Raw genomic sequence first — 18,854 nt, 5'->3', positions numbered from 1 at the left:
GGCGAAAATCTGCCTGCCGCCTGCGCAAGCGCGCTCACGCAGGCATGCGTTGCCCGGCTGCGTTGTGCTCCGTTCTTTCCTGCGGCGACAGGTCGCGCAGCACGCGCGCGGGCGCGCCCGCGGCCAGGCAGAAGGGCGGAACATCCCGCGTGACCACGCTGCCCGCGCCGATGATGGCCCCCTGACCAATGGTCACGCCCTTGAGCACAATGCTGTTCAGGCCGATCCAGGCATGGTCGCCGATGTCCACCGGTTTGTCGTGCTCTGTGCCGGGGGCTGTGGCGCGGTCTTCCGGCGGCCAGGGCGCGTGAAAATCCGAATCCACAATGATGCAGTTGGGCGCAACAAGCACCTGCCGCCCAAGGCGTATCCGCTGTGAGCGGGCGGTGATGGATGTGCCGCTCAACTGGCAGCCCTCGCCGATTTCGATGCGCGCGCCCGGCCCGAAGGTGCGCAGGCGCACGGGCGCGGCCAGCGCGGCGGCTGTGGCCCGACGCCAGGAGGAGATGAGGCTTGTGCCCGCGCCGATATGGATGTGGCTGCCCGGCCAGCGCAGCAGCCCCACAGGCCCGTGGGCAGTGACGCCGGGGCCTGTGCCCACGCCCAGCAGCCCGGCCTTGAGGCGCAGCCGCAGCGTACCCCAGAACACACCCCACAAACGCATGCCTTGCAGGCTGACATAGCTTGCGATATTGGCGGGTGTCAGCCCCCGTTGAAGGGCCTTGCGCAAAAACTCCATGATTCCGCTCCTGTGTCATGCGGAGGCAGTGTCGCGCAGGGCCTCGCGAATGCGGCACACGCCGCAGAGATCGCCGGAGGACGTGGGGTAGCCGCAGGCAGTGCAGGGCGCAAGACATACGCCTTCCTCGGCTTCCCGGCGTGCGAAAACGGGCCGCCCGCGCGCGAGAAAACCCTGATAAAAATCCAGCTTGCGCCCCGGCATGGCGGCTTCGAGCCTTTGCAGCAGGCCCTTGAGGGCCGTAAAGCTCGCGCCGGGGCTGTAGGGGCAGGGCGCGGTGTGCACGTCAATGCCCATGAGAAAGGCGTAGTTGGCGGTTTCAAATTCGCTGAGACGCCACAGTGGTTTGACCTTGCGCACAAAACCCTGTTCGCTGTCCAGGCGCGGCCCCTGATCGGAGAGATAGGCTGTGTCCCAGCGCAGGGTATTGCTGAACAGGCGGGCCGTTTCATCGTCCAGATTGTGCCCCGTGGCCAGCGCGTCAAAGCCTTCGTCCAGAGCGACCTTGTTGAAATAGTGGCGCTTGATCTTGCCGCAGGCGGAGCAGACGGGGCGGTGCAGCCGCGCCTTGACCTGCGGAATGGGCAGGCCCTCGGCGCTCATTTCCCTGACCATGAGCGCAAGGCCGTGCTTGGCGCAAAAGCGTTCCACACCGGCCCGCGCCGCGGCCGAAGAGCCGGGAATGCCCAGATCAATGTGCAGACCCGTGACATCATAGCCCTGGCGGGACAGTTCCAGCATGAGAGCCAGAGAATCCTTGCCGCCGGAAAGGGCCACCAGTATCCGCTCGTTGCGGGTGAAAAGCTTCCGGCTTTCAATGCCGCGCTGTACCTGCCGGGCAAAAAAATCCTTGTAGCATTCGGGGCAGAAGGCGGCATTGTGGCTGCGCAGGGCAACAACGGCCTCCGCCTTGCAGATCTTGCACTTCATCGCACGTTTTCCTTGGCGCAGGGCGGGGCGATGGGCGCGCCTGTCCGCAGCATGTCTTCCAGCAGCGCGTCCTTGAGCCAGAGGGCCACGGGGCCGGGCGTGCCGGGGGGCGAGCCTATGGGGCTGCCGTCAAAAGAGGTTATGGCCACGCAGAGGGTTGCGCTGGTGAAAAGCAGCATCTCGCGGGCCGTGGCAATGGCCTCGCGGGGAATGGGCATCCGGACAACGGGCATGCGCCCTGCCGCCAGCCGCAGGGCGGCAAGCAGGGTTGTCCCGGCCAGGATGCGGTCCTGCTCGGGGCAGACCAGCCGCCCGGCGCTGTCCACCAGGCCCACGTTGGCAATGGCCGCCTCGCCCATGAAACCCTGGTCGTCAAAGGTCACGGCCACATCCAGCCCCTTGCGGCGGGCCTCCATGGCCATGAAAACATTGGGCAGGTAGTTGGTGCTCTTGATGCGGGCCAGATAGCCCTGCTTGGGGGGGATGGAACTGGAGAAAGCCGTAACGCCCCTGGCATACAGGCTTTCGTTGGGCAGGGATTGCCTGAGAGCCACGATATAGAGACCGGCGGCGGGGCATTCTGCCGGAGAAATGCCGAAACCTCCGGGGCCGCGGCTCAGGAAGATGCGCAAATCTCCGTGATCCTGGCCCGATGCGCGCGCCACGTCCAGAACACGGCTGCGCACATCATCCCAGGAGCACGGCGGCGCAAGAGACAGGGCCTCTGCGCCGCTCTTGAGGCGGGCCAGATGCTCGTCCAGGGCAAACAGCGTGTTGTCGCGAAAGAAGATGCTTTCAAACAGGCCGTCGCCACGGTGGCAGATATGGTCGTCCAGAGGCAGCAGCAAAAGGCGCGCATCGGTACAGATATGGCCGACGCGGTGGTCATAGAAGGCCAGCACCTTTTCCGCGCCCGGCCGGGGAGCGGCCAGCAGGGCCTGCATGTAGGTGGCGGAATCGGCAATCTGCGCCATGGCTGTTCCTGTTTTTTCCGTTTTTTTCGGCTGCGCCGCCGAAACATTTTACAGAAAGACGCTCTTGTCCCGCACGCGCAGAAGATCGCGCCCGAGCATTTCTTCCGCGATCTGCACGGCGTTGAGGGCCGCGCCCTTGCGCACGTTGTCGGCCACGATCCAGAGGTTCAGCCCGTTGGGGATGCTTTCGTCCTCGCGGATGCGGCCCACATAGGTTTCGTCCTCGCCCGCGCAGTGGTAGGGCATGGGGTAGATGAGCTCGCGCGGGTTGTCAAAAACGCGCACGCCGGGCGCCTGCGCGAGGATGGCGCGGGCCTGGGCCGCAGGGAGCTTCTTTTCCGTTTCGATGTTCACCGATTCGGCATGGCCGTAGAACACGGGAACCCGCACACAGGTGGCTGTGACCCGGATAGCGGGATCGTTGAAGATTTTCACGGTTTCGTGAACCATCTTCATTTCTTCCTTGGTATAGTCGTTTTCCAGAAAAACATCGATATGCGGCAGCACGTTGAAGGCGATGCGGTAGGGGTAGGTCGTGTTTTCCGGCTCGCGCCCGTTGAAGAGGTCGCGCACCTGGCGCTCCAGTTCTTCCATGCCTTTCTGCCCTGTGCCGGAAACCGCCTGATAGGTGGACACGACCACGCGCTTGACCGTGGCCGCGTCGTGCAGGGGCTTCAGGGCGACCACCATCTGGATGGTGGAGCAGTTGGGATTGGCAATGATGCCGTTGTGCGCCTCAAGAGCCTGGGGATTGACTTCGGGCACCACCAGGGGGCAGCGCTCGTCCATGCGCCAGGCGGCGGAATTGTCCACCACCACGCAGCCCGCGCGGGCCGCATGGGGGGCGAATTTTTGCGAGGTGGCGCCGCCGGCGGAAAAAATCGCCAGATCAATATCCGCAAAGACGTCTTCTTTCAGTTCCCGCACCGTCAGTTCCGCATCTCCATAGGGAACGCGCTCTCCTGCAGAGCGGGCGGAGGCAAAGGCGCGGACTTCCGTGGCGGGAAAGTTTCTGGCATGCAGGGTCTTGAGCATCTCGCGGCCCACGGCGCCCGTGGCCCCGACAACGGCAACAGTCAGTTTTTTGCCCATTTTTTTCTCCTTGGCGGCTCCGGCGGGCCGGGCCTAAAATTCCAGTGTGCCCGGCGTCCGGGGAAAGGGGATCACATCGCGGATATTGGTGATGCCGGTCAGCAGCATCAGAAGACGCTCGAAACCCAGGCCAAAACCGGCGTGGGGCACGCTGCCGAAGCGGCGCAGGTCAAGATACCACCAGTAGTCTTCGGCCCTCTGGCCCAGTTCGCGGATGCGGCTTTCCAGAACGGACAATCTTTCCTCGCGCTGGGAACCTCCGACAAGCTCGCCGATACGCGGCACCAGAATGTCCATGGCGGCGACGGTTTTGCCGTCGTCGTTCTGGCGCATGTAGAAGGCCTTGATTTCCTTGGGATAGTCGTACACGATCACGGGCTTTTTGCAATGCTCTTCGGCCAGATGGCGTTCGTGCTCGGTTTGCAGGTCTGTGCCGAAAACCGCCGGAAAAGTGAACGCCCGTCCGCTTTTTTGCAGAATGTCAATGGCTTCCGTATAGGAAATGCGGGCAAAGGGCGTTGCGGCGATGTTCTTCAGGCGTTCTAGCAGGCCCTTGTCCACAAAGCTGTCAAAGAGCTTGAGGTCTGCCTCGCAACGGGCAAGCACATGCTCCGCCACATGGCGGGTCAGGCTTTCACCCAGTTCCATGAGGTCCTCAAGATCGGCAAAGGCCATTTCCGGCTCGACCATCCAGAATTCCGCGGCGTGGCGCGGCGTGTTGGAATTTTCGGCCCGGAACGTCGGCCCGAAGGTGTAGACGCGCCCCAGGCCCAAGGCCAGCGCTTCGGCCTCCAGCTGCCCGGATACCGTCAGGTGGCAGGGACGGTCAAAAAAGTCCGTGTTGGTGACGCCCGGCTTCAGGCTGGTGACGTGAAACATCTCGCCCGCGCCCTCACAGTCCGCGCCGGTGAGCACAGGAGTGTGCACCCAGGCGAAGCGGCGGCCGCGAAAAAACTCGTGTATGGCGGCTCCGGCTTCGGAGCGGATGCGAAAGGCCGCGCCGTATTTGTTGGTACGGGGGCGCAGGTGGGCGATGGTGCGCAGAAATTCGTCCGAATGGCGCTTTTTCTGCAGGGGAAAGGTTTCGGGGTCCGCCAGGCCGAAAACCGTGATTTCCGCGGCGCGCACTTCCCATTGCTGCCCCTTGCCCGGCGAGGCCACCAATTCTCCGGCAACGGCGATGGCCGCGCCCGTGCCGCAGTCGCCCAGTGCCCCGTGCGCGGGAGTGCCCGCGTCCACAATGCACTGCATATTGGTCAGGCAGGAGCCGTCGTTGATTTCCACAAAGGAAAAATCCCTGGCGTCGCGGCGGGTGCGTATCCAGCCGCACAGGGTGATCCGGGGGCAGGGTTCCTGCGCGCCGAGGGCGTCAATGATCAGGGTTCGTTGCATGAGGGGGCTCCCGTGCGAAATTTTTGCGCACTGTATCCTGTTCGGCTCCGGGGCTCAAGACAAACGGCAGCACTGCGCCGGGGCGCTCCCCGGAAGCGGCAGATCCCGCGTTGGGCCTTCTTTGCCTTTATGCCGGAGATTGTATAGACTCGGCCTGCGGTTGCGGGCCAAAGGCCCGCGCCCGCGAAAATTTTTGCCATGCCAGCCCAAAGGATATTCTCATGAAAAAATTGTTCGGCGCTCTTGCTCTGCTCTGCGCGCTGGCCTGCGCCGTCGCTGCCCAGGCCGCCACCCCCCAGGCCGGAAAACCCGTGCCCGATGCGCCGGGGAAAGGCCCGGACCGCGTCACTGTGGTCAGCGTCACGCTGGAAGGGACGGACAGCCTGGGCGCGCGCCTGGGAACGCGGCTCAAGGAGCGTTTCAACCAGAGCAGCCTGTTCACACTCAATGACGATGAAGAAAAAGACATCCCCAAGCTCTACCTTCTGCTCAGCACCCAGGCGGAATTTCCGGGGCGGCCCTCGCTGGGGTCGGTGTATTCCGTATGCTGGGTTTTCAAGCAGGGCAAGGGTTATCTTGGCTATCTGCTGGCCCGTGATCTGGGCGTCATGAGCGCGGAAGACGCGGATTCTCTGGTGGACAGGCTGGTGGAGCGCACCGACGGCATTGCCACCAAATACAGCAGCTTGTGGAAGTAAAAAGCGCGCGGCAGCCCGCACGGTTCAGTTTTTTTTGCGCAGGAGGACAAAAAGCCGCATGGCCAGAGCCTCCACCACACGCGCAGGGGTGACCCCGGCCGTCAGGGACTGCTGGGCCTCAAAGAGCCAGCGGCTGAAAATGCTGCTTTTTTCCGCGTCCATGCGCGCAAAAATGCCCGCCAGAGGGGACGCCGCCTGCTCCCCGGCCAGCACCGGAGCAAGGGTTTTCTGGCAGCAGAGCAGCAGGGCCAGCGCGCTGGTCTGATCCAGCGCGCCCTTGGCCGCTGTGCGCTCCAGAAAAGACGCGTCTTCGCTTTTTTCGTTGCGCAGAAAGCGCGCCAGAGCGTCAAGCCAGGGCTGCATGTCCGGCGGGATGTCTCTGCTGTCGGGCCAGGGCAGGGTCAGGCAGAAGGAGCGGGAAACCAGCGTGGGCAATATCTGCTCCCGCTGCACGGCCAAAAGCACAAAGGAAGAGAAGGGCGAGGGTTCTTCCAGAGCCTTGAGCAGGGCGTTGGCGGCGCTGCCGCGCAGGGCGTGCTCAAGGCCGGAGAGCAGAACAACCCTCTGCCCCTGGTCACGGGTTTTGTCCCGCAGGGTCTTTTTGAGTTCCCGGACATTGTCTGTCGTCAGGGCGCGCACAAGGCCGGGGGAGGCTTCGTCCTCCCGGTTGCTGATGCGCCCGTCGTAGGCCGCCAGGTTCAGGTGCTCCCCGGCGGCAATCTGCGCGCATGCGGGGCAGGCAAGGCAGGGCGCTCCGGCTGCGGGGGCCTGCGGGCAGTTGAGGCGCGCCGCCCAGTACCGGGCGGCGTCTTGGCGTTGCAGTTCTGTGCCGCCTTCCAGCAGCAGGGTTTGCGGGGGAGAGTTGCCCAAAAGGTCGAGCGCGCGCTGGACGTGCTCAAAGGCCGGGGAAGAAATGGCGGGCAGCAGCGCGTCCACGGGCACGTCCGGCAGGTGCTCAGCGCACGATGGTCTGCTGCCGGTCAGCGCCCACGGAAACAATGGACACCCGCACTCCGGTCAGCTCCTCGACGCGGCTGATGTAGGCGCGGGCCGCGCCCGGCAGGGCGTCATGGGTGGAGCACTGGCTGATGTCTTCTTCAAAGCCGGGCATTTCTTCGTAGATGGGCGTGACTTTTTCCAGCAGGCCTTCTTCCTGCGGCATGTGGCTGAACCTCTGCCCCTCGTATTCGTAGGCAACGCAGATGTGCAGGGCGGGCAGGTTCTGGAGCACGTCCAGCTTGGTCAGGGCAAGGTCGGTGAGGTTGTTGAGGCGCACGCTTTCGCGCAGCACCACCGCATCCAGCCAGCCGCAGCGCCGGGGGCGGCCGGTGGTGGCGCCGAACTCGTGCCCCTGGGTGCGCAGATAGCTGCCCGTGTCGTCCAGCAACTCGGTGGGAAAAGGTCCGGCCCCCACACGGGTGGTGTAGGCCTTGGCAATGCCCACAACGCGCTCCAGCGCGCCGGGGCCGACGCCGCTGCCCGCTGCCGCGTTGCCCGCCACGGTATTGGACGAGGTCACAAAGGGGTAGGTGCCGTGGTCAATGTCCAGATGGACGCCCTGCGCGCCTTCAAAAAGCACGTTGTCGCCGTTGCGGCGGGCCTGTGCGATATGTTCTTCCACATCGGTGAGATACGGCGTGAGGCGCGGCGCCAGCGCCAGCAGTTCCTCGCTGACGGCGGCGGGGTCCAGCGGCTCGAATTTGTACAGATCCCGCAGCAGGACATTTTTTTCCAGCAGGGCATGGGTGATCTTGGCGCGCACCAGATCCGGGCGGGTCAGGTCACCGGCGCGCAGGCCCACACGGGCGGCCTTGTCTTCATAGCACGGGCCGATGCCCCTGCCTGTGGTGCCGATTTTCTGCCCGGCGCGCTTGGCCTCGCGGGCCTTGTCCAGGCTCTTGTGGTAGGGCAGGATGAGGTGGGCCTTTTTGCTGATGCCCAGGCGGGCGGGGCTCACGTCGATATTCTTTGCGGACAGGTTGTCCACTTCTTCCAGAAAAACATGGGGATCAAGAACAACCCCGTTGCCCACAAGGCAGACCGTGCCCTCGTGCAGAATGCCCGAAGGGATGAGATGGAGGATGGTTTCCCTGTCCTGCACCCTGATGGTGTGCCCGGCGTTGTTGCCCCCCTGAAAACGGACGATGACGCGGCTTTGGGCGCTGAGCATGTCCACAATCTTGCCCTTGCCCTCATCGCCCCACTGGGCGCCGATGATAACGGTGTTCGCCATGTTGTCACCTGCCTGAACGCCTTTTGGCGCGTTGGGTTGGAGCGCGTCCGCAATCCGGGATGCGCGGAATTTTTCGTATAGCCTGTATGCCTTCCGGGCACAAGGCATGTGCCCGTGCAGAATCCTGCCGGAGGAAAAATGGGCCGCAAGCCTACGGCTGTTTTTCCGGGGAAACTTCGGTCTTGGCGGGCCTGAATTCCAGCACGCGGCAACGCGCGGCGGGCGTTGCCTCCGCAGGAGAATCCAGAGTGAAATCCGGCATGGGATTGGCCTGGGGAGAGGACAAAGCGGCATCACCCCTGGTCTGGCGCGACCAGTGGTAGTTGAAAAGCTGGTTTTTCCAGCGTTTGGCCTGGATCAGCGAAAAAACCAGCGCCGCCTCTTCCCAGCGTTGCGTGGGTTCAAAGCGGCTGGCGGCAGTGGCGTACCTGCTCCACAGCGCCATGAGCGAGGCCTCGTCAATGGCGTCCAGTTGCCGGGCCAGACGGACGAGCAGCTTTTCCATACGTCCTCCTGAAAGCACTCTATGTTGCCGGAAATGTTTCGTCAACGCGCGCGGCGGCCCTGCCTGACCGGAAACCGTGCCCGCGCCGGGTGTACAACAGGCATGCAACTGTGCTATAAAGATTTTTCCGCACAAACCGTTCAGCAGTACAGAAGGTTTTGCGGCCCGGCGGCGACCGGAGGATCGCGCCGCCCCACGCCCATCCGGATCAAGACAGCACGGCGGAATTATGTACTTAATTATCGGTCTGGTTATCGTTGCGGTTTCGATCTTTGTTGGCTACACCATGGCCCACGGAGAATGGGCCGTCCTTTTTCAGCCTGCCGAATTCATCATCATTCTCGGCTGCGCTATGGGCGCGTTCTTTGCCTCGCAGACAAAATATACCTTTGGTCTGGTCATCAAGAGCCTCAAGCATCTGGCCGCTGACCCCGGCTCCAGCAAGAGCCGCTATCTGGAAGCCCTTGCCCTGCTGTACGGGCTTTTTTCCAAGATGCACCGCGAGGGCGTCATCAGCATTGAAAGCGATGTGGAAAAACCCGAATCCAGCCCCATTTTCAGCAAATATCCCAATATTTCCAAAGACACGCAGCTCGTCAATTTTATTGGCGACACCCTGCGCGTGTATCTGACCACCGGCGACCCGGCGGACATTGACAGCCTGATGGATGTGGACATCCATACCATGCACGAAGAAGGCATTCTGCCCGCGCACGCCGTGACCCACATGGCGGAGTCCCTGCCCGGCATGGGCATCGTGGCCTGCGTTCTGGGCGTGGTGCTGGCCATGGGCAAGATCAACGAGCCGCCGGAAGTTCTGGGGCACTACATCGGCGCGGCTCTGGTGGGCACGTTTTTCGGCATTCTGACCTGCTACGGCCTGTTCGGCCCCATGGGGGCCAAGCTGGAAAACTACATGGCCGAGGAGCATTTTTTCTACAACTGCATCAAGGAGGCCGTGGCCGCCGCCATTCGCGGCTCCACGCCCCTCATTGCCGTGGAATACGGGCGCAGGGCCATACCCTATCCTTTCCGTCCCGCTTTTGCGGAAATGGAAGAAAAGCTCAAGAGCGGCTAGCCTGACGGCGGCGGAGCGGCAGGCGCGCTCCGCCCGCGCCGCAAAAACAGCAAGACAGCACAAGGAGTCTGCCTATGGGCGGCGGCGCGTGGAAAGTGGCCTATGCCGACTTTGTGACGGCCATGATGGCGTTTTTTCTCCTGCTCTGGGTGCTCAGCATGGTTCCGCCGGACACCAAGGCAGGGCTTGCCGCGTACTTCAGCGGGGAGCGCAATTTCGACTCCAGTTCCAGTTCTCCGGTTTCCAACAATCCCTTTATCCAGAATACGGACAAAATCGACGCCCGCGACATAAAGATCAGCGAGGTGGAGCAGTCCCACTACGCCATTGCGCAGAAAACCCGGCAAATGCTTATGGCCGATGCCGTGCCCCAGAGCGCTTCGGGCATCAGCGCCGATGACGTGGGCGTGCAGTTGCGCGTCAATTCCGACGTCATGTTTGCGCCCGGCAGCGTGGAACTGCAGCCCGGGGGCGCCAAGGTGCTCGCCTCGGTGCTCAACCTCATGAACGAATACAATCTGTACCTTGTGGTGCGCGGCCACGCCGACTCCACCGAAGCAGCCCCCCCCTATGCCTCGGCCTGGGAGCTTTCGGGCGCGCGCGCCTCGGCCATGGTCAATTATCTTGCCACGCACGGCATCAAGCCCACGCGCATGCGCGCCGTGAGCTATGGCGATACCCGCCCGCTCAAGCCCGGCATTGACGAGCAGAGCAGGACTCTGAACCGCCGCGTGGAATTTTTCTTCCACCGGCCGGAGGTCATGTCGTACAGCGTGGTGTATTGAGCGCCCCGCCAGAGAGCTGAAGCGGAAATTGTTTTGGCGCAAAAAAAGCCGCCCGTGTGGTACGCACGGGCGGCTTTTGTGCTCTGCGGCAGGGTTTGAAAATGCGGCGCAGCCGGATTGCTGCCGCCCGCTCCGGTCATGCTGCTTGCGCCGCGCGTGGCGGGTTGCCTTCGGGCCTACAGTCCTTTTTCTCCCATGAGGCAGGCCAGGTCGCAGACCCGGTTGGAATAGCCCCATTCGTTGTCGTACCAGGCCACCACCTTGACCATCTGGCCGTCCTGCACCGAGGTGTAGGGGGCTTCCAGAATGGAGGAGGCGGGATTGCCCTTGAAGTCCATGGAAACCAGCGGCTTGTCGTTATAGTCCAGCACGCCCTTGAGGTAGGTTTCCGAGGCTTCCCTGAGGTGGGCCAGCAGGGTTTCGGTGTCGGTTTTCTTTTCCAGAATGCCGCTGAAATCCACCACAGACACGGTGGGCGTGGGCACGCGCAGCGAATAGCCCGAGAACTTGCCCTTGAGTTCGGGAATGACCTTGGCCACGGCCTGGGCCGCGCCGGTGGAGGTGGGGATGATATTGCAGGCCGCGGCGCGCGCGCGGCGCGGGTCCTTGTGGGCCATGTCCAGAATGCGCTGGTCGTTGGTGTAGGCGTGGATGGTGGTCATGTTGCCGATCTGGATGCCGAAATTGCGTTGCAGGACCAGGGCCACCGGAGCCAGGCAGTTGGTGGTGCAGGAGGCGTTGGACACGATGTGGTGCTTGGCGGGGTCATACTGCGCGTGGTTGACGCCCATGACGATGGTGATGTCTTCTTCTTTGGCGGGCGCGGTAATGATGACCTTTTTGGCGCCGTTTTCCAGATGCACGGCTGTCTGCGCGGCGCTGCGGAAGATGCCCGTGCTTTCCACCACAATGTCCACGCCGTGCGCGCCCCAGGCGAGCTGCTTGGGGTCGCGCTCGGCAAAGCAGTGGACTTTCCAGTCGTCCACGCTCACTTCCTGCCCGTCGATGCGGGCGTTCAGGTGGGCGCGTCCGTAGACGGAATCGTATTCGAGAAGATGAAAATTGGTCTCCGCGTCAAAAAGGTCGTTGATGGCCACAACCTCCACGCGGTCACGGTAGCTCTGGTGCAGCGCCCGGAAAACCTGCCTGCCGATGCGGCCAAAGCCGTTGATGCCGATCCTGATCTTGTTCATGTGTTGTCCTTGTTTGTGCTCGTGAAAGATGTTTTCCGCCGAAAAGGGGGAGTTTTTCAGTCCTCGTACACAGAGTAGGCGTGCTTGGCCAGCAGCTCGTAATTGTTGCGCAATGCCTCGTGCAGGCGGGCGTTTTCAATGGCCAGGGCCGAAACCGCGGCCGCGGCCTGCATGAAGGTTTCTTCATCGGCGGAAAATTCGCGCTCCGTGGCGGAATACACGCGGATCAGCCCGATGACCTTGCCCCCGGCCGTGAGCGGAGCGGAAAGAACGGAAACAAGGCCTTCGGCCTTGGCCGAATCCGGATACTGGAAGCGCCCGTCAGCCGCTGCGTCCTTGAGGTGGATGGTCTTGCCGGAAAGCACTTCGCTGTCCATGCCGCTGCGCTTTACCTCCACAGGCCCCTTGCGCATATAGGTGGCGGAAAGGCCAAAGGCCGCGCTGGGCAGCAGGAAGCGGCCGGTGCTGTCCAGCAGGCGGATGGTGCTGGCCTTGCAGCCCATGGTGGCTGCGGTCTGTTCGGTGATTTTGTGCAGAACGTCCTTGAGCTCCAGGCTGGAGTTGACGACCAGAGCCACGTCCCTCAGGGCGCGAAAATAATCCTGGGCCATGAATGCCTCCTTGTGCGGGCAGCGCCGCCGTCCGGCAAAGGCGCGGTGCGGCCTTCCGCTTTTGGGTATGGTGCTGCGTTGAGTATGCGCTATTTTTCCCAATCAGGCAATGCGCCCCTGGCCTCACCTCTTGAACATGAAGCGCCGCATGCTCACGTTGAGCACAATGCCCAGCAGGGCGAAGTTGACCACAGTGGCGCTGCCGCCGTAGCTGATGAAGGGCAGGGGAATGCCCACTACCGGCATGATGCCGATCACCATGCCCATGTTGATCAGAATCTGCCAGAAAAAGTAAAAGAAGACGCCCACCACCAGCATGCTGCCAAAACGGTCCTTGGATTGTACCGCGCTGGAAAAGATGGAAAGCAGAAAGAGGCAGAACAGGGTGACCAGAGCCACGCAGCCCACAAAGCCCCATTCTTCGCCGAAAACAGCCAGGGCGAAGTCCGAATGGCGTTCGGGCAGAAAGCTCAACTGGCTCTGGGTTCCCTCGCGAAAACCCTTGCCCCATATCTCGCCCGAGCCGATGGCAATGCGGGACTGGATGATGTGGTAGCCGGAGCCGCGCGGATCGTTGCCGGGGTCAAGAAACGTCAGGATGCGCTGGCGCTGGTAGCCGTGCATGCCCACAAACCACATGAATGCCCCCGCCAGGGGGACGGCCAGCAGGCAGGTTTTGAACACATAGCCCCTGATGCCGTGAAAGAGGATCATGCCCGCCAGCATGAGCAGAATCAGCATGGTGGTGCCCAGATCCGGCTGGGTGATGATCAGGCCGCAGGGCACAAGAACAGTGAGCAGAATGGCCCCGAAGTCCTTCCAGCCCAGGGGGCGGCCGTCGCGCGCCAGCATGCGGGCCACAAGGATGAGCACCGCAAGCTTTGCCATTTCCGAAGGCTGGATACTCATGAAGCCCAGCGAAAGCCAGCGTTTGGCCCCGTAAACGCTCTTGCCCGTCAGCGGAACCAGCAGCAGCAGCAATACGGAGAACAGAAAAAACGGCCAGGCCACATTGCGCAGGCGGCGGTAGTCGAAAAGCATGGCCAGCAGCATGCAGATCAGGCCGCACAGTCCCCAGACGAGCTGCCGCTGGTAAAAGGGATTGAAGGCCAGTCCGGATTCGACTCTGGTGCCGCTGGCGGAGTAGAGGTTGCCCACACCCACGAAATAGAGCAGCAGCATGCAGCCCACGAGGCTCCAGTTGATGTAGCTGAAAAGGTTTTTGTCCATGCTCTTTCCGCGCGTTTTTTCCTGTGCTTTCGGGGCGGGGCAAGGCGGCCCGCCCTCGGCATCCGCTGTCCCGCCATTCGGGCGTCAGTCGGCCCGCTCCCCTCCGGCCGGGGACGGCGCGGGGGCAGGAGCGTCCGGGGCGACTCCGAAAAGATGGTCATAGACCTTTTTGGCCACCGGGCCGGCCACGCTGGAACCGCCGCCGCCGTGCTCCACCATGACCACCACCACATAGGTCTTGCCGTTTTTGGACCCCCAGGTGGTGATCCAGGCGTGGTCGCGCTGGGCGTATTCCATTTCGGAATTGCGCAGGCGGCGGTCGCCTGCGGCCATTTTGAGTTTGACCACCTGGGCTGTGCCCGTTTTGCCGCCCATGTCGGCATCCTTGCGGCTGATGACGCGGGCCGTGCCTCCGGTGGCGGTCTTGCGCATGGCTTCGACCAGAAACTGGAATGTGGACGGCTTGGCCGGAACCCGCCCCTTCACTTCGCGCGGGGCATCGTCCACCAGTTGGGGCTTGAGCAGGTCGCCGCCGTTGAGCAGGGCGGAAACGAATACCGCCATCTGCACGGGCGTGACCAGGGTATAGCCCTGCCCGATGGAAACATTGTAGGTTTCGCCGCGCACCCAGGGCTTGCCGAAGCGCCGCCGCTTCCAGTCGCGGGTGGGGACCAGGCCGGATTTTTCGTGCGGCAGGTCGATGCCTGTGGGGCTTCCGAAACCGCAGGCCTTGGCGTAGGCCGCGATTTTGTCAATGCCCATGCGCTCGCCCATGAGATAATAGTAAACGTCGCAGGAGTGCACCAGAGAATTGGCCATGTCCTGACTGCCGTGCCCGCCGCGCTTCCAGCAACGGAAAATCTGGTTGCCTAGGGTGACCTGACCGGCACAGAAGGTGCTCTCGCGCGGATTGACGTTGTTTTCCAGCAGCATGGCGCCCATGACCAGCTTCCAGACCGAGCCGGGAGGATAGGCGCTCTGGATGACGCGGTTTTGGAGGGGGTAGCGCGTGCTGGTGCGCAGGGCATCCCAGTCGCGCTGGGAGATGCCAGCGGCAAAGAGATTGTTGTCGTAGGCGGGCGATGTGACCAGGGCACGCAGCTTTCCCGTATCCGGCTCCATGACCACCACGCAGCCAGCTTCGCCGTTCAGGGCATCCCAGGCGGCCTGCTGGAGGTTCTTGTCCAGCGAGAGGCGCACCTCGTGTCCGGCCCGCGGCTCCTCGCGCAGCAGTTTGCCCAGAATGCGCGAATGGGCGTCCACCTCCACCTCATACAGGCCCTTGCGCCCCCGCAGCTTTTTTTCCAGCACCAGTTCCAGCCCCTGTTTGCCCACCAGATCGCCCATGTCCAGAGTGCTGTCGGCAGCCATTTCCTGTTCGTTGGCTTCGGCCACATAGCCCAGAACGTGGGAGAAAATATCTTTTTCGGGATAGCGGCGCTTGGTGCGCACAACGATTTCCAGTCCGGGCCAGGCATGGATTTCCGATTCGATACGGGCCATCAGGGCAAAATCCATGTCCGTGATCATGAGCAGAGGCTCGAAGGGTTTGACCTTGAAGCGGTCCTGCCGGAATTTTTCCCAGATCTGGGGCAGGGGAATGTCCGCCCAGGAGCTGATCTGCGCGAGGGTTGCGGGCAGGTCGTGGCAGTCCTCGCGCACCAGGGAAAGGCCGTAGGCCGTGCGGTTGTCGGCCAGCACATTGCCCCTGTCGTCCAGAATGCGGCCGCGCGGAGCGAAAATCCTTTCGATGCGCAGGCGGTTGTTCTGCGCCTGGAGCGAAAATTCCGCGCCACGGTGCACCTGAAGATACCAGAAGCGCACCACCAGCACGAAAAAGAGCACGCCCACCATGACCTGCAAAAAAATGACGCCCGCACGCGGCGGCTGATAGCCCTCGCTTTCGGTCTGTGGCGCACCCCAGCCGTTTTCCTTGCGCAGGGCGGCGGCATCGGGAAGCGACAGGGTTTTTTTTTCAGTTTTCCAGAACATGGGGGCTTCCGGGGCGGATGTGGGTCAGCACAAACCATGCGCAGGGCAGAAATGCGGCCTGGATCAGGCTTTTGTTCACGCTTTCGTCCAGATCAAAAGCCAGGTTCTGCAAGGGAGCCATGAGCCAGTCCACGGCAAGGCAGCCGCCGCCCAGAAAAAGCGAAAGCAGCAGAACAAAGGCAAAACTGCGTACCTCCAGCAGCCAGCGCCCCAGCCGGAAAAAAAGCAGGACAGACGCATACCAGAGCAAGGCCGCGCTGAAGGGGCGCGTGCCCATGCCTTCTTGCAGAAGAATGAAGAGGGGCAGCAGCCAGAGGGCGTTTTTGTAGTCCCTTTCCTGCAGGAGCAGCACAACCCCCGCCACCAGAGCGTCCAGCCCCGGCACGAGGGCCTGCGTCACCACAGCGCAGGCCACAAAGGCCAGCCACCAGAGGATGTTCAGGACGCGGCTCACGGCTGCGCCCTGCGGGGGGCTGGCGGCCCCACAATTTCCGCGGGCGGCGCATCGTCAGGCGGGGAGGCGGGCAGGCCCGTGGGCTCCAGCAGCAGCACTTCTTCCAGATGGCGCAAATCCACCAGAGGCTCGGCCCTGACGGCCAGAAACTGCGTATAGTCGGAAGGGGCGGCGCTGACCACGCGGGCTGCGGGGATGCCCTTGGGGTATTTGCCGTCCAGCCCGGACGTGATGAGAATTTCGCCGGGCCGCAGGGTGACGTCGCGCTGCATGAAGTTGACTTCAAGCTCCTGCATGGCCCCCATGCCCGTCAGGATGCCCGATGCGCGCTCGTTCTGGGAAAAAATGGCAATGCGGCTGCCGGGGTCGGTCAGCAGCAGCGCAATGGAACTGTGCGCGCTGGCCTTGAGCACGCGGCCCACAAGGCCCATGTGGGTGACCAGAGGCGTGCCGGGGCGGCCGCCCGTGGTGTAGCCCCTGTTGATGGTGATGCTGTCCAGCACCGCATTGGGGCCTATGCGCCCGCTCAAAACGCGCGCCCCCAGGGGCCGCCAACTGGCGTCCACGGGCAGTTTGAGCAGCGCCCGCAGGCGCTTGAGTTCGGCCCGCTCCTCACCGGAGGCCAGCAGGAGGGCTTCCAGTTCCTTCACTTTCTTTTGCAGGCGCTCGTTGTCCTGGCGCACGTCCACAAGGTCGAAATAGCGGTTCCAGATGTCCTCGCCCGCGCTCTGCAGGGAGCGCACGGGCATGAGCAGCGCGCCGGTCAGTTCCAGGCCGACTTCGGTAGCCACGTTGTCCAGAATCTGCGTGCGCTGGTTCCAGGAATACATGGCCAGAAAAATAATGAGCACGCCGCCCGAAAAAAAGAGAAGACGCCGCAATATCACGGATGGCCGCTCCTGCCCTCTCGTGGCCGGTACGTGTGGGCGGCGGAGGCCCCGCTCCCCCGGCCCGGATCAGGCCAACATTGTTGCTGCCGAAAAACGCGCTCCCGCTGTTTGTGCCCGGCGCTCCGGGCAGGCGGGACGGCACGCGCAAAAAAGCCGCCCTCTCCGCGCGGCCGCGCAGGAAGGGGCGGGCGGCGCGGGGCGGGCGGCGTCATGAAATCCGGTTTCAGTCAATGCAGACTTCCTTGAGAATGTGCAGATTGTCCAGCGCCTTGCCCGTACCGGCTACAACCGTGGACAGGGGATCTTCCACCACGGTGATGGGCAGGGAGGTTTCTTCACGCAGCAACTGGTCCAGGCCCTTGAGCAGCGCGCCGCCGCCGGTGAGCACAATGCCCCGGTCCACAATGTCGGCAGCCAGTTCGGGCGGGGTCTGCTCCAGGGCAATGCGCACGGCCTGCACAATGCTGTCCACCTGTTCGGAAATGGCCTTGCGCACTTCTTCGGACGTGATGATGATGTTCTGCGGAATGCCGGTCACAAGGTCGCGCCCCTTGACCTCCAGCTGCTGTTCCGGATCCTGGGGATAGGCGGAGGCGATCTTGATCTTGATGTCTTCTGCGGAAGATTCGCCGATGAGCATGTTGTACTTGCGTTTGACGTGGGTCATGATGGCTTCGTCCATCTTGTCGCCGCCCACGCGCACCGAGCGCGAATACACAATGCCCGAAAGGGAGATGACCGCCACTTCCGTAGTGCCGCCGCCGATATCCACCACCATGTTGGAGGTGGGCTCCTGGATGGGCAGGTTGGCTCCGATGGCTGCGGCCATGGGCTCCTCGATGAGGTACACCTCCCGCGCGCCCGCAGACTCCGCCGATTCCTTGACCGCGCGTTTTTCCACCTGGGTGATGCCCGTGGGCACGCAGATGATGATGCGGGGGCGCACCAGCCGACGGGAGTTGTGCGCCTTGGCGATAAAGTGGCGCAGCATGACCTCCGTGACCTCGAAATCGGCAATGACCCCGTCTTTCATGGGGCGGATGGCCCAGATGTTGCCGGGCGTTCTGCCCAGCATGCGCTTGGCATCGTGCCCCACCGCCAGCACCACGTTGTTGCCGCGGGGGTCTTTTTTGACAGCCACCACGGAAGGCTCGCGCAGGACAATACCCCTGCCCCTGACATAAACGCATATATTGGCCGTGCCGAGGTCAATGGCCAGATCGTTGGAAAACATCCCCAGTGCAAAATCCAGAATCTTGGACATCAGTCTTGCTAGCCTCTTTGTGCTGTATTCGGCGCGTGTCGCACGGCCACAGAACCCGTTTTTCGGGTTTTCTTGAAAAAAAGCGCGGTATGTGGTGGTGCGGCGTCAGTATCAACGGATTGGTAAATATTCTGCAAATCTCCCCTGAAGTCAAGATAACAGGCGTATGGTTCAAAAAATTGTCTGCGTCCGGGCAGCGGCCTGGCGCTCCCAAAAAATGCCCTGCCAGTTGCGGCCAGAAAACCGGCAGCGCGTTGTGCTGTTCTTGCCCGGTTGCGATAGGGGCACCTTGAGTGGGTTTGCGTCAGGCGCCAGTTGCGCCATTGCCAGAAAGTTTTCTGCATGAAACTCGTATCTTACGACAAGGCGGCGGAAGTTTTGCAGCCAGGCGAACCGCCGCTCGACTTTCCAGCGGCGGCGGTAACGCCGCAAGGGGCGGCCATCTTGCGTTTTGGCCCTTTTCTTCCGGTTCGGGGCGATCATTTCAATGCCCAAGCTTCTTCCAATCTGGTGTCAAATTTGTCGCTGTCGTAGGCTTTGTCGCCGATCAAACGGCCTGGAAGCTCATTGGTAAACGTGCGGTCCAAGGTGTTTTCCACCAAGGTCACTTCATGAGGCGACGCGCTTGCCACGTGAAGGGCGAGAGGAAAACCAGCAGCGTCTGCCACTGCCATGATCTTGGTGCCCTTGCCGCGCTTGGTTTTACCAACGGCACGGCCCCCTTTTTTGCCGGGGCGAATGTCCCGTCAATGAAGGCTTCCCGCAAATCAAGCTTGCCGCGTTCCCGCAAGTCG

Annotated in this window: 18 protein-coding genes and 1 pseudogene; 3 read left to right on the top strand and 16 right to left on the bottom strand. The window is 62.6% G+C overall.

Annotated elements, in window-relative coordinates; translation table 11 throughout:
* Positions 1–34 precede the first annotated feature (34 nt).
* From EII23_RS06535 to asnS, 5 genes are read right to left on the bottom strand one after another with little or no spacing between them, the layout of a single operon-like run.
* On the bottom strand, positions 35–739 hold the full coding sequence (locus EII23_RS06535; RefSeq protein ID WP_124792589.1) for a DapH/DapD/GlmU-related protein: 705 nt from the start codon (positions 737–739) through the stop codon (positions 35–37).
* Between the two features lie 15 nt (positions 740–754).
* The gene (locus EII23_RS06530; protein ID WP_124792588.1) at positions 755–1,669 is read right to left on the bottom strand and encodes an ATP-binding protein; all 915 of its coding nucleotides are present in this window, start codon (positions 1,667–1,669) and stop codon (positions 755–757) included.
* Complete coding sequence (locus EII23_RS06525; RefSeq protein ID WP_124792587.1) at positions 1,666–2,643, bottom strand: aminotransferase class IV; 978 nt, start codon at positions 2,641–2,643, stop codon at positions 1,666–1,668. The genes EII23_RS06530 and EII23_RS06525 overlap by 4 nt, the downstream gene beginning before the upstream one ends.
* A gap of 48 nt (positions 2,644–2,691) precedes the next feature.
* Positions 2,692–3,735 (bottom strand): aspartate-semialdehyde dehydrogenase, encoded by a 1,044-nt coding sequence (locus EII23_RS06520; protein WP_124792586.1) that lies wholly within the window; start codon positions 3,733–3,735, stop codon positions 2,692–2,694.
* Between the two features lie 33 nt (positions 3,736–3,768).
* Positions 3,769–5,127: an asparagine--tRNA ligase gene (gene asnS / locus EII23_RS06515; RefSeq protein ID WP_124792585.1), complete on the bottom strand. Its 1,359-nt coding sequence runs from the start codon at positions 5,125–5,127 to the stop codon at positions 3,769–3,771.
* Positions 5,128–5,348: 221 nt separating this feature from the next.
* Here asnS and EII23_RS06510 point away from each other — a divergent pair, with 221 nt between their 5' ends.
* On the top strand, positions 5,349–5,825 hold the full coding sequence (locus EII23_RS06510) for a hypothetical protein (RefSeq protein WP_124792584.1): 477 nt from the start codon (positions 5,349–5,351) through the stop codon (positions 5,823–5,825).
* Between the two features lie 24 nt (positions 5,826–5,849).
* Here EII23_RS06510 and EII23_RS06505 read toward each other — a convergent pair whose 3' ends face one another.
* The 3 genes from EII23_RS06505 to EII23_RS06495 all read right to left on the bottom strand — a co-directional run bounded on the left by EII23_RS06505 (position 5,850) and on the right by EII23_RS06495 (position 8,563).
* Positions 5,850–6,761 carry a DNA polymerase III subunit delta' gene (locus tag EII23_RS06505; RefSeq protein WP_124792583.1) on the bottom strand — a complete coding sequence of 304 codons (912 nt, stop codon included), beginning with the start codon at positions 6,759–6,761 and terminating at the stop codon, positions 5,850–5,852.
* 19 nt (positions 6,762–6,780) lie between these two features.
* Positions 6,781–8,058, bottom strand: coding sequence for an adenylosuccinate synthase (locus tag EII23_RS06500; RefSeq protein ID WP_124792582.1), 1,278 nt, complete (start codon positions 8,056–8,058; stop codon positions 6,781–6,783).
* 151 nt (positions 8,059–8,209) lie between these two features.
* Complete coding sequence (locus EII23_RS06495; RefSeq protein ID WP_124792581.1) at positions 8,210–8,563, bottom strand: hypothetical protein; 354 nt, start codon at positions 8,561–8,563, stop codon at positions 8,210–8,212.
* 229 nt (positions 8,564–8,792) lie between these two features.
* Here EII23_RS06495 and motA point away from each other — a divergent pair, with 229 nt between their 5' ends.
* Both motA and EII23_RS06485 read left to right on the top strand, forming a co-directional pair.
* Positions 8,793–9,641: a flagellar motor stator protein MotA gene (motA, locus tag EII23_RS06490; protein WP_124792580.1), complete on the top strand. Its 849-nt coding sequence runs from the start codon at positions 8,793–8,795 to the stop codon at positions 9,639–9,641.
* Positions 9,642–9,715: 74 nt separating this feature from the next.
* On the top strand, positions 9,716–10,426 hold the full coding sequence (locus tag EII23_RS06485; RefSeq protein WP_124792579.1) for a flagellar motor protein MotB: 711 nt from the start codon (positions 9,716–9,718) through the stop codon (positions 10,424–10,426).
* Between the two features lie 176 nt (positions 10,427–10,602).
* Here the strand turns inward: EII23_RS06485 and gap are convergent, their stop codons facing one another.
* From gap to EII23_RS13400, 8 genes and pseudogenes are all read right to left on the bottom strand, one after another.
* Entirely contained in the window at positions 10,603–11,619 is a 1,017-nt protein-coding gene (gene gap / locus EII23_RS06480) for a type I glyceraldehyde-3-phosphate dehydrogenase (RefSeq protein ID WP_124792578.1), read from the bottom strand.
* Between the two features lie 56 nt (positions 11,620–11,675).
* Positions 11,676–12,230, bottom strand: a complete 555-nt coding sequence (locus EII23_RS06475) for a GAF domain-containing protein (protein WP_124792577.1) — start codon at positions 12,228–12,230, stop codon at positions 11,676–11,678.
* A gap of 123 nt (positions 12,231–12,353) precedes the next feature.
* A complete protein-coding gene (rodA, locus tag EII23_RS06470) occupies positions 12,354–13,460 on the bottom strand; it encodes a rod shape-determining protein RodA (RefSeq protein WP_124792576.1) in 1,107 nt (368 codons plus the stop codon).
* An 84-nt stretch (positions 13,461–13,544) separates the two neighbouring features.
* On the bottom strand, positions 13,545–15,452 hold the full coding sequence (gene mrdA / locus EII23_RS06465) for a penicillin-binding protein 2 (RefSeq protein WP_124792575.1): 1,908 nt from the start codon (positions 15,450–15,452) through the stop codon (positions 13,545–13,547).
* On the bottom strand, positions 15,436–15,906 hold the full coding sequence (locus EII23_RS06460) for a hypothetical protein (RefSeq protein ID WP_124792574.1): 471 nt from the start codon (positions 15,904–15,906) through the stop codon (positions 15,436–15,438). Before EII23_RS06460 ends, mrdA begins: the two co-directional genes overlap by 17 nt.
* On the bottom strand, positions 15,903–16,793 hold the full coding sequence (mreC, locus tag EII23_RS06455; RefSeq protein WP_124792573.1) for a rod shape-determining protein MreC: 891 nt from the start codon (positions 16,791–16,793) through the stop codon (positions 15,903–15,905). Before mreC ends, EII23_RS06460 begins: the two co-directional genes overlap by 4 nt.
* A gap of 226 nt (positions 16,794–17,019) precedes the next feature.
* Entirely contained in the window at positions 17,020–18,060 is a 1,041-nt protein-coding gene (locus tag EII23_RS06450) for a rod shape-determining protein (protein ID WP_124792572.1), read from the bottom strand.
* Between the two features lie 270 nt (positions 18,061–18,330).
* A pseudogene (locus EII23_RS13400) lies at positions 18,331–18,854 on the bottom strand (IS5 family transposase); the annotation flags it as partial.

Origin of the sequence: Desulfovibrio sp. OH1186_COT-070, assembly GCF_003860215.1 — a bacterium.
Taxonomy (GTDB): Bacteria; Desulfobacterota; Desulfovibrionia; order Desulfovibrionales; family Desulfovibrionaceae; genus Desulfovibrio.
This window is presented reverse-complemented; position numbering and strand designations above follow the sequence as displayed.